This window comes from Pseudomonas sp. FG35 (assembly GCF_057809295.1).
Window position 1 is genome coordinate 25,076 of the sequence record NZ_JBMDJR010000026.1, and the last position, 9,280, is coordinate 34,355.

The 9,280-nt window shown below is 59.9% G+C and carries 11 protein-coding genes and 3 tRNA genes; 9 read left to right on the forward strand and 5 right to left on the reverse strand.

What is annotated here, in order from left to right; genetic code table 11:
- Positions 1–19 precede the first annotated feature (19 nt).
- Positions 20–1,252: a serine/threonine transporter SstT gene (gene sstT / locus ACODTD_RS28225; protein ID WP_064384078.1), complete on the reverse strand. Its 1,233-nt coding sequence runs from the start codon at positions 1,250–1,252 to the stop codon at positions 20–22.
- Positions 1,253–1,590: 338 nt separating this feature from the next.
- Between sstT and ACODTD_RS28230 the strand changes: the two genes are divergently transcribed.
- A complete protein-coding gene (locus tag ACODTD_RS28230; protein ID WP_011335044.1) occupies positions 1,591–2,751 on the forward strand; it encodes an MFS transporter in 1,161 nt (386 codons plus the stop codon).
- Here the strand turns inward: ACODTD_RS28230 and nhaR are convergent.
- Positions 2,748–3,647: a transcriptional activator NhaR gene (gene nhaR, locus ACODTD_RS28235; RefSeq protein ID WP_007951569.1), complete on the reverse strand. Its 900-nt coding sequence runs from the start codon at positions 3,645–3,647 to the stop codon at positions 2,748–2,750. The two genes, ACODTD_RS28230 and nhaR, sit on opposite strands and share 4 nt — an antisense overlap.
- Positions 3,648–3,793: 146 nt before the next feature.
- On the opposite strand from nhaR, the gene ACODTD_RS28240 reads away from it, so the two are divergent.
- Entirely contained in the window at positions 3,794–4,033 is a 240-nt protein-coding gene (locus ACODTD_RS28240) for a hypothetical protein (protein WP_039767627.1), read from the forward strand.
- 29 nt (positions 4,034–4,062) lie between these two features.
- Complete coding sequence (locus ACODTD_RS28245; protein WP_011335043.1) at positions 4,063–4,812, forward strand: TerC family protein; 750 nt, start codon at positions 4,063–4,065, stop codon at positions 4,810–4,812.
- 74 nt (positions 4,813–4,886) lie between these two features.
- Here ACODTD_RS28245 and ACODTD_RS28250 read toward each other — a convergent pair whose 3' ends face one another.
- Positions 4,887–5,054: a hypothetical protein gene (locus ACODTD_RS28250; RefSeq protein ID WP_007951566.1), complete on the reverse strand. Its 168-nt coding sequence runs from the start codon at positions 5,052–5,054 to the stop codon at positions 4,887–4,889.
- Between the two features lie 231 nt (positions 5,055–5,285).
- On the opposite strand from ACODTD_RS28250, the gene ACODTD_RS28255 reads away from it, so the two are divergent.
- The 3 genes from ACODTD_RS28255 (at position 5,286) to ACODTD_RS28265 (ending at position 6,476) form a co-directional block, all read left to right on the forward strand.
- Entirely contained in the window at positions 5,286–5,957 is a 672-nt protein-coding gene (locus ACODTD_RS28255; protein WP_039767624.1) for a peptidase C39 family protein, read from the forward strand.
- A gap of 93 nt (positions 5,958–6,050) precedes the next feature.
- On the forward strand, positions 6,051–6,257 hold the full coding sequence (locus ACODTD_RS28260) for a DUF6021 family protein (protein ID WP_041475356.1): 207 nt from the start codon (positions 6,051–6,053) through the stop codon (positions 6,255–6,257).
- A 12-nt stretch (positions 6,258–6,269) separates the two neighbouring features.
- On the forward strand, positions 6,270–6,476 hold the full coding sequence (locus ACODTD_RS28265; protein ID WP_011335040.1) for a hypothetical protein: 207 nt from the start codon (positions 6,270–6,272) through the stop codon (positions 6,474–6,476).
- Positions 6,477–6,529: 53 nt separating this feature from the next.
- On the opposite strand, the gene pbpG is transcribed toward ACODTD_RS28265, so the two are convergent.
- Positions 6,530–7,750 carry a D-alanyl-D-alanine endopeptidase gene (gene pbpG / locus ACODTD_RS28270; RefSeq protein ID WP_238383019.1) on the reverse strand — a complete coding sequence of 407 codons (1,221 nt, stop codon included), beginning with the start codon at positions 7,748–7,750 and terminating at the stop codon, positions 6,530–6,532.
- Positions 7,698–8,552, reverse strand: coding sequence for a bifunctional methylenetetrahydrofolate dehydrogenase/methenyltetrahydrofolate cyclohydrolase FolD (gene folD, locus ACODTD_RS28275; protein WP_011335038.1), 855 nt, complete (start codon positions 8,550–8,552; stop codon positions 7,698–7,700). Before folD ends, pbpG begins: the two co-directional genes overlap by 53 nt.
- 274 nt (positions 8,553–8,826) lie before the next feature.
- Here folD and ACODTD_RS28280 point away from each other — a divergent pair.
- From ACODTD_RS28280 to ACODTD_RS28290, 3 genes are all read left to right on the forward strand, one after another.
- A tRNA-Arg gene (locus ACODTD_RS28280) sits at positions 8,827–8,903 on the forward strand.
- Between the two features lie 32 nt (positions 8,904–8,935).
- Positions 8,936–9,011: transfer RNA gene (locus ACODTD_RS28285), tRNA-His, on the forward strand.
- A gap of 58 nt (positions 9,012–9,069) precedes the next feature.
- Positions 9,070–9,154: transfer RNA gene (locus ACODTD_RS28290), tRNA-Leu, on the forward strand.
- The last annotated feature ends 126 nt before the right edge of the window (positions 9,155–9,280 follow it).

The following is a 9,280-nucleotide window of genomic DNA, read 5'->3' on the forward strand; positions in this document are numbered from 1 at the left end:
TTTTTGTTGCGCCGGGTTTTTACGCCGGACGCTGGGCTTTCTGCTCTTCGCCCAGGCACGCGGCGGCGGTGAACAGCACGTCGGTGGAGGAGTTCAGCGCCGTCTCGGCCGAATCCTGCAGCACGCCGATGATGAAGCCGACTGCCACCACCTGCATGGCGATTTCGCTCGGGATGCCAAACAGGCTGCAGGCCAGCGGAATCAGCAGCAGCGAGCCACCGGCCACGCCCGAGGCGCCGCAGGCACAGATCGCGGCGACGACGCTGAGCAGGATTGCGGTCGGGATGTCCACCGCAATGCCCAGGGTGTGCACGGCGGCGAGGGTCAGCACGGTGATGGTGATTGCCGCACCCGCCATGTTGATGGTGGCGCCGAGCGGGATCGATACCGAGTAGGTGTCTTCATGCAGGCCCAGACGCTTGCTCAATTCCAGGTTGACCGGAATGTTCGCCGCCGAGCTGCGGGTGAAGAACGCGGTGATGCCGCTTTCGCGCAGGCACTGAAGTGTCAGTGGATAAGGGTTGCGACGCAGCTTCCAGAACACGATCAGCGGGTTCATCACCAGCGCCACGAACAGCATGCAGCCGAGCAGCACTGCCAGCAGATGCGCATAACCGATCAATGCACCAAATCCGGAGGTGGCCAGGGTCGATGCCACCAGGCCGAAAATACCCAGCGGCGCAAAACGGATCACGACCCGGACAATCACTGTCACGCCGTTGGACAGATCACCCAGCACTTCGCGGGTAGTGTCGCCCGCGTGCCGGATCGCCACGCCCATGCCGATGGCCCAGGCCAGAATGCCGATGAAGTTGGCGTTCATCAGTGCGCTCACCGGGTTGTCGACCACGCTCAGCAACAGGCTTTGCAGCACTTCACTGATGCCGCCCGGCGCGCTCACCGCGATGTTGTCGGTGGACAGCACCAGATGCGACGGGAACATCATGCTGGCGATCACCGCGACCACGGCGGCGGCGAAGGTGCCCAGCAGATACAGGAACAGGATCGGCCGGATGTGGGTTTCCTGACCGTGCTTGTGGTTGGCGATCGAGGCCATGACCAGCACGAACACCAGGATCGGCGCCACGGCTTTCAGGGCCGAGACGAACACCTTGCCGATGAAGGCCGTGCCTTTGGCCGCTTCCGGCGCGAACAGCGCGAGGGCGATGCCGGCAATCAGGCCGATAAGGATCTGGGTGACCAGGCTGAGGCTTTTGAGGCGTTGCAATAGAGAAGGGGATGAAGCGGTCATGAACGGCATCTCTGTTTTTTTATAGGGTGCAAGGTTGCGCAATCCGGGCGTTGAATCGGGGGCAGGCCACAGACACGAACCGAAAGGACTGACGCGCCAACCACGCCGTTAAACGGGTGGCTGAACAGGGTGTACGTTTTGCAGGGCGCGGACTTTATCACAGGGTCATCCGATTCCTTCAGGCCTGTGACGATCTGCCACCGGATCCATCTACAAGTTAGACAGGTTTGTGCAAGTCACTCGGGAAACACTCTGTTAAGATTGCGCATCCTTATTTTCAAGTTCTGCCAGCGGGCCCTCGGGTCAACGCTGGTGTCGTCGTTTTGCTGGAGTTCCTCATGCTGTTGCCCATCCTTCTGTTGTCCGCCGCCGGGTTCACGGTGCTGACCACGGAGTTCGTCATCGTCGGCCTGCTGCCGGCGATTGCTCGCGACCTGGCCGTCACCATCCCGCAGGCCGGGCTGCTGGTGACTCTGTTCGCTTTCACCGTGGCGATGTTCGGTCCATTCTTGACCGCCTATTTCGCCCGCTTCGAGCGCCGCAAGCTGTTCATCACCATCCTGATCATGTTCGGTCTGGCCAATACCGTGGCCGCGTTGGCGCCGAACATCTGGGTCATGGCCATCGCCCGGCTGATCCCGGCGCTGGGGTTGCCGGTGTTCTGGGCGCTGGCCAGCGAAACGGCGGTGGATATCGTCGGCCCGGACTACGCCGGTCGCGCGATCGCCAAGATCGGCTTCGGCATTGTCTGCGCCACCGTGTTCGGAATTCCGGTTGGTACGCTGATTTCCGATGCGTTCGGCTGGCGCAGCGCGTTCGCCATTCTGGCGGTGATCGCGTTCGCCAAGGCGCTGCTGCTGTTTGTCTACCTGCCGAAAACCAGCCTGCACCAGCATCAGGTCAGTTTCGCTTCGCAGTTCAAGATTCTGCGCAGCCCGCTGATGCTGGGTCATGTGCTGCTGTCGATCCTGGTGTTCAGCGGCATGTTCACCGCCTACACCTATCTGGCGGACATCCTTGAACGTCTGGCCGGCTTCAATGGCACCGTGGTCGGCTGGTGTCTGATGGGCTTTGGCGCGGTCGGTCTGATCGGCAACTCGCTGGGTGGTCGCGCGGTGGATCGTCATCCGCTGATGGCGTCGGTGATGTTCTGCGCGTTCATGATCCCCGGGATGGTGGCGCTGGTGCCGAACATCAATTCGTCGCTGGGTCTGGCGGCGGCGATGGGCATCTGGGGCGTGACGCAGGCGGCGCTGTTTCTGGTCAGTCACGTGCGCTTGATGAAAGCCGCACCTGAGGCGCCGGCCTTCGCCGCGTCGCTGAACATCGCCGGGGCCAACCTCGGGATTGGTCTGGGCGCGATCATTGGCGGTCGAGTGATCGACAGCGCCGGTCTGGGCTTTGTGGGCTTCGCCGCCGCCGGGTTCATTCTGCTGTCGATTTTCCTCGCCATGGTGCTGATGGTGCTCAAGCCGCGCGACGCCTGTGCGCCGGCTTAAAAGGCTGTAAACAGCTCGCGTCGGGCACCTTCGGTAATCGCTTTGATACCGGGGTGCTTGACCTTGCGCTCCACCGAGATCGCGTAGAACGACTCGCTCACCGCATCGGTCTGGCCGATCAACTCGACGCCGTACTGGCGCTTCACCTCATCGGCAATCACGCTCGGGCCGATGAAAATCCCGCTGCCGGACTGGCCGAACGCCTGCATCAGGGCGCTGTCATCGAACTCCCCGACAATCCTCGGCTGAATCTGCTGCTCGGCGAACCAGCGCTGTAAGCGACTGCGCACCACGGTTTCCGCGCCGGGGATCAACAGCGGCGCACCGTGGAGGCTGCGCGGGAAATCCTGACCGTATTGCGCGGCCAGTTCTGCGGTGGCAAAGAAACTGATCCCGCATTCCCCGAGTTTCTGGCTGTAGCCCTTGATGTCCAGGTGCGAGGGCATCGGGCTGTCGGAGATCACCAGGTCCAGGCGCTGGATTGCCAGGTCCGCCAGTAACCTCTCGAGTTTGTCTTCGCGGCAGGTGATGCGTAGTGGCTCGCTCAATTCCATGGTCGGCGCGATCAGGCGATAGACGATGGATTTGGGCACCACGTCCGCCACGCCGACCCGGAACAGGATCTGCTGTTCATTGGGCTGGGCGCGCAGCATCAACTCCAGTTCGCCGCCGAGCTGGAACATCTGCTCGGCGTAGGGCAGGGCCTGGCGCCCGGCCTCGGTGAGCTCTAATTGCCGGCCGACTCGTTGAAACAACTCGATACCGTAGGTCTGTTCGAGCAGGGAAATCTGCCCACTGATGGTTTGTGGCGTCAGGTTCAGTTGCTCGCAGGCGCGGACGATGCTGCCGGTCTTGGCCACTACCCAGAAGTAGTGCAGTTGTCGGTAATTGAGCATGGGTTTCGGTCCAACAAATACAGTTCGTATAAATCGAAGTATAGCCGCTAAAAATACGAATTTTCCTGAAGTGTTTGTCTCCCTAGAATGCCCAGCCATCGACGGCCGGTCCGTACGGCGCTGTCTGTTCTATCGAGGGAAGCATCATGAAACTAAAAACTACGGCGTTATTGATCGCGTCTTTACTGGTACTGGCCGGTTGCGATCAGGCCGAAAAGAGCGCCCAGCAACTGATGGGGCAGGCGGCTGAAGCGGCCAAGCAAGCCATCGATGACACGCACAAAGCCGCCGAGCAGGCGCTCAGCGATGCCACCGGCAATCTGATCAGCAAGAAAGAACCGAAAGACGACGAAGAAAAATCCGAATCGTCCTCCCAGGAAATCTAAACCGTCTTACACAGAGTCAGGACTGACCCATGGAATATCTGTTAGAACTCGCTTCCAGCCCGACCGCCTGGATTGCCTTGGCCACATTGGTGGTGATGGAGATCGTACTCGGTATCGATAACCTGATCTTCATCTCGATCCTGACCAACAAGCTGCCCGAGCAGTACCGGCAGAAAGCCCGTCGTCTGGGGATCGGCATGGCGCTGATCATGCGTCTGGCCTTGTTGAGCACCATCGCGTTCATCGTTCAGTTGACCGCGCCGGTCATCGAAATCCTCGGCCAGGCGTTTTCCTGGAAGGACATGATCCTGATTGCCGGTGGCCTGTTCCTGGTGTGGAAAGCGACGACCGAAATCCATCACAGCATGGATCCGGCGCCGGAAGATCCGAAGACCGCCACGTCGACGGTGACCCTGGGCTTCGCTGCCGCCATCGGGCAGATCCTGATGCTGGACATGGTGTTCTCGATCGACAGCATCATTACCGCGGTCGGCATGACCGAACACTTGCCGATCATGGTGATTGCAGTGGTTGTCTCGGTGCTGGTGATGCTGTTTGCAGCTGATCCGCTGGCCAAGTTCATCAATGACAACCCGACGGTGGTGATGCTGGCTCTGGGCTTCCTGATCATGATCGGCATGACGCTGATTGCAGAGGGCTTCGGCGCCCACGTACCGAAAGGTTATGTGTATGCCGCCATGGCATTCTCGGCTGCGATTGAAGTGCTGAACATGATGTCGCGCCGCGCCAAGCAGAAGAAACTGACTGCCGAAGCGTAATCGCTGGAAAACCAAAGGCCGCCTGAACTCGCGAGAGTCCAGGCGGCCTTTTTGTTTTTGTTGGTTGCAGAACGTCAGTGCGCGGTGGCGTGGCGGGCGTCGTGTTTCTCGATCTTCCTGGTCGGTGCAGGTTGAACCGGGTGGTGATGGCGGCGGGAAATCCGCAACACGCCCCACAGCATGGCGGCGGCAACGGCCAGCCAGCCGGCGATCAGCATTACGATGGTCATGGTCAGGCTCATCTGTGCCTCCTCTTTGCCCTGCGTCGGGCGCGCTTTCTTTGGCTCTTGTCTGAATGACAGTCTAGTCGCTGGTGTGTTTCAGGCTATTGACCAAAGGTCGGTGGTGTTCAATCAGTTCGCTCTATGCAGCTCTGGCATCTGCCGCTTTGGGCTATACCGCAACGTTGCGCCGTCCTATGATCCTCGACCAAGCCGGAACACGATGACCGGTAACTGATCAAGAGAGTGATGATGGTGCAGCTATTTTCCCGGATTCGCGCAGCGCTGCTGGTGGCCGGTTGCGTGACAGCATTGGTGGGGTGTGCGGGCAGTGTGGCGCCGGAGGTCAAGCGCCTGCCGGAACGGGTCGAGCTCAGCGGCACCTTCTACCGCGGTGAGGCCTATCAAAGCGGGCCACAGGTGCTGGCCAGTCTGCTGTCGCAGCAGGGCATCGTGATCACGCCGGGGCTGTTGGAAAAACCGCTGCACTTGCCGGGCGCCGAGGACAAGTTGCAACAGAATCTGCAGAGCCTGGCGCGTGAATACGGCATGGTCGTGTATCCGCTGGACAGCAATCTGCCGGCGCTGCTGACTCAGGTGGCGGCCGGGTATCCGGTGATGGTGCGTTTCAGTGAGGGCTCGGCGTTTTGGGCGGAGCCGCGTTACGCGATCCTGTCCGGCTACGATCGCTTGAAGCAGAAGGTGCTGCTGCGCGCCGGGATGAATCGCCGTGAATTGATGAGCTTCAGCTCGTTTGAGTCGGCCCTCGAAAAATCCGGCGGCTGGGCGGTGTTGATCCAGAAACCGACGCAGATTCCAGCGGCGGTCGATCAACAGCGCTGGCTGAAAGCTGCCGATGCACTGGCCCAGGCCGGGCAGGAGCGGGAAGCGGCGCAGGCGAGAAAGGCGCTGGCGGCGCATTGAGGTTCCGTTCGTCGCCTGTCGGGCACCCTGATGGAGGATGCGCTTCTGAACTGTAGCGTCCCGTGTTTTACGGGCCAGTATCAGGAGGCGAACATGGCAATTCCAACTTCACCCAGCGGGCCGCATTCTTCCGAGCATGGCAGCGGCGACGACCTGGGCTTCGATCCGGATTCGCCTGATCTGGACGATCCGCAAGTCGATCCCATTGGCCCGGCGAAGGCGCCGAAGGATGTGCAACCGGGCGATGATCCCAAGCGTCCGGCCAAGCCTTACGATCCCTTGGCTGATCTCAAGCCTTGAAGCGAGGTGCGTATGAGTACCGATTCGAGTTTCGACGACCACAAGCCTGACAGTGTGCCCACTACCCCCGAGCCGGATGTCGATCCGGTGCTGGATCCGGACAGCCCCCTGCGCGATCCGCTCGCGCGTCCAGCAGTGGTCACGCCAGAGCATGCGCGCGACCCAAGCGCCGGTGACGGCATTCCCGATGACGACAAGATGCCGTTGCCCAACGACTGAGTGCATAAACGAAAAAGCCCCGACGAGTCGGGGCTTTTTCATGGGTGGGCGATTTACTTGGAGGCTTCGATTACGCCGCTCTGGCGACTCTTGAGGTTCTTGTCGGCTTTGTATTGCTGAGCCACCGCTGGAACGTTGGCGCTCTTGCCGGTTTCCACCCAGCTGCGGATGCGGCTGGCATCGGCAAAGTGAGTGTATTTGCCGAACGCGTCGAGAATTACCAGGGCGACGGGACGGTTGGCCATGCGGGTCACCAGCACCAGGCAATGACCGGCAGGATTGGTGAAACCGGTCTTGGTGATGCGGATATCCCAGTCGGCCTTGTTGACCAGGTGATCGGTGTTACGGAAACCCAGGGTGTAATTGGGTTTGCGGAACGAGACGGTCTTTTCCTTGGTGGTGGTCAGCTCGATGAGCAGCGGCTGTTTGTGCGCGGCCACCAGCAACTTGCTCAGGTCGCGGGCAGTGGAGACATTGCGCTCCGACAAACCGGTGGGTTCGACAAAGTGCGTGCTGGTCATGCCCAGCGCCTTGGCCTTGGCGTTCATCGCTGCGATGAATGCCGCGTAACCACCCGGATAGTGGTGGGCCAGGCTGGCGGCGGCGCGGTTTTCCGAGGACATCAGGGCAATCAGCAGCATCTCCCGGCGGGGCAGTTCGCTTCGCAGTTTGACGCGGGAAAACACGCCTTTCATTTCCGGGGTGTGACTGATGTCGACGTCAATCCATTCGTCCATGTTCTGATGCGCTTCGACCACTACCAACCCGGTCATCAATTTGCTCACGGAGGCGATGGGCACCACCACGTCCGGGTTGCTGGAATAGATGACTTTGTTGGTCTGCAGATCCATCAGCAGGGCGCTGCCGGACGCAATCTTCAGTTGCGAGGCGTCTCGGGGGGCAGCGGTGGTTTCGGCGGCGTTGACCGTGGGCGTGAGGAGTGTGCCTGAAAATGCAAAAACCAGGCTCAGGATGGACAGACGAATATTCACGCGGGCGAACTCATGAAGGTTGGAGATGCCGTTCTTTGTAACGGGCTGTGTCGTAAAAACGACGCATTGTAGGAGTATGGTTGAAGAACTGTCGATGGTTGTCCGCAAGGCATGAAAAAGTCGTGAAAAGCCCTGTAAAAATAGGGGTTTCCGGCGAACGGTAAAGGTTTTTTCGAGGGCATGAAAAACCCCGCACAAGGCGGGGTTCTCGGCGTACGGAAAACGCGACTCAGGCGTGCAGGGTTTCTGCCGCGTAGAGGGTGTTTTCCAGCAGGCAGGCACGGGTCATCGGACCGACGCCACCCGGCACCGGAGTGATCCAGCCGGCGCGGGGCAGGGCGGTTTCGTACACGACGTCACCGACCAGTTTGCCGTCTTCCTGTCGGTTGATGCCGACGTCGATCACGATCGCGCCTTCCTTGATCCATTCGCCCTTGACCAGGCCCGGCTTGCCGGCGGCCACGACCACCAGGTCGGCACGACCGACATGGCCGGCCAGATCCTTGGTGAAGCGGTGGGTGACGGTCACGGTGCAACCGGCCAGCAACAGTTCCATCGCCATCGGGCGACCGACGATGTTGGACGCGCCGACGACCACGGCGTCCATCCCGTACAGATCGGCGCCCGTGCTTTCCAGCAGGGTCATGATGCCCTTCGGGGTGCACGGGCGCAGCAATGGAATGCGCTGGGCCAGACGGCCGACGTTATAAGGATGGAAACCGTCGACGTCCTTGTCCGGGCGGATGCGTTCCAGCAGTTTGGAAGCGTCCAGGTGCTCTGGCAGAGGAAGTTGAAGCAGAACGCCGTCGATTGCCGGGTCGTCGTTCAGTCGATCGATCAGATCGGTCAGCGCTTCTTGAGTGGTTTCGGAAGGCAGGTCGTACGCTTGAGAGAGGAAGCCGACCTCTTCACAGTCTTTACGCTTGTGCGAGACATAAACCTGAGAGGCAGGATCGCTGCCGACCAGGATCACCGCGAGGCCTGGCGTGCGCAGACCTTGCTGGCGACGTTCGGCAACCCGTTGGGCGATCTGCTGGCGCAGGCTGGCGGCGATCGATTTGCCGTCGATTAGTTGTGCAGTCATTGCGCGTGATTAACCATCGAGAGGGGAAAAAAAGAGAACGCATTCTCGCATGTCAAACGGTGAGGGCAAAGGCGCTTGGTCAGCAAATTCCCCTAAGCCCTTTAATTAAATGAATTTTTTTTAAAAAGGATTTGACGACCCTCGGGTCGCTCTATACTATTCGTCGCACTTGTCGGGCACAGCCTAGCACTGGTTAAGAAGGTCGAGCGAAATCAACGTTTTGCAAGGCTGGAAAGCACTTAGTTTGTAGTCCTCCAAGGGTACAGCTAACAAGGCGCCCGTAGCTCAGCTGGATAGAGCATCCGCCTTCTAAGCGGATGGTCGCAGGTTCGAGTCCTGCCGGGTGCGCCATTAGGCAGCATTGGCACAAGTAACGCGATATGGTGGGCGTAGCTCAGTTGGTAGAGCACGGGATTGTGACTCCCGTTGTCGTGGGTTCGATCCCCATCGTCCACCCCATATTTCGAAAGGCGCCAGATGTAACAGTCTGGCGCCTTTGCTTTAAAAAGCTTCATCTGCGGATGTGGTGGAATTGGTAGACACACTGGATTTAGGTTCCAGCGCCGCGAGGCGTAAGAGTTCGAGTCTCTTCATCCGCACCAATCAAAGCTTCATTCATGCCGTTGGCCGGGTGAAGTTCTACAAAGAAGTTGTTTGGCTTCTTTGGCACGCAATATGGTGGGCGTAGCTCAGTTGGTAGAGCACGGGATTGTGACTCCCGTTGTCGT

What these genes read in the sequence shown, in the direction of transcription:
- sstT (WP_064384078.1), bottom strand. Translation starts at nt 1,252, where the DNA reads ATGACCGCTTCATCCCCTTCTCTATTGCAACGCCTCAAAAGCCTCAGC.
- ACODTD_RS28230 (WP_011335044.1), top strand. Translation starts at nt 1,591, where the DNA reads ATGCTGTTGCCCATCCTTCTGTTGTCCGCCGCCGGGTTCACGGTGCTG.
- nhaR (WP_007951569.1), bottom strand. Translation starts at nt 3,647, where the DNA reads ATGCTCAATTACCGACAACTGCACTACTTCTGGGTAGTGGCCAAGACC.
- ACODTD_RS28240 (WP_039767627.1), top strand. Translation starts at nt 3,794, where the DNA reads ATGAAACTAAAAACTACGGCGTTATTGATCGCGTCTTTACTGGTACTG.
- ACODTD_RS28245 (WP_011335043.1), top strand. Translation starts at nt 4,063, where the DNA reads ATGGAATATCTGTTAGAACTCGCTTCCAGCCCGACCGCCTGGATTGCC.
- ACODTD_RS28250 (WP_007951566.1), bottom strand. Translation starts at nt 5,054, where the DNA reads ATGAGCCTGACCATGACCATCGTAATGCTGATCGCCGGCTGGCTGGCC.
- ACODTD_RS28255 (WP_039767624.1), top strand. Translation starts at nt 5,286, where the DNA reads ATGGTGCAGCTATTTTCCCGGATTCGCGCAGCGCTGCTGGTGGCCGGT.
- ACODTD_RS28260 (WP_041475356.1), top strand. Translation starts at nt 6,051, where the DNA reads ATGGCAATTCCAACTTCACCCAGCGGGCCGCATTCTTCCGAGCATGGC.
- ACODTD_RS28265 (WP_011335040.1), top strand. Translation starts at nt 6,270, where the DNA reads ATGAGTACCGATTCGAGTTTCGACGACCACAAGCCTGACAGTGTGCCC.
- folD (WP_011335038.1), bottom strand. Translation starts at nt 8,552, where the DNA reads ATGACTGCACAACTAATCGACGGCAAATCGATCGCCGCCAGCCTGCGC.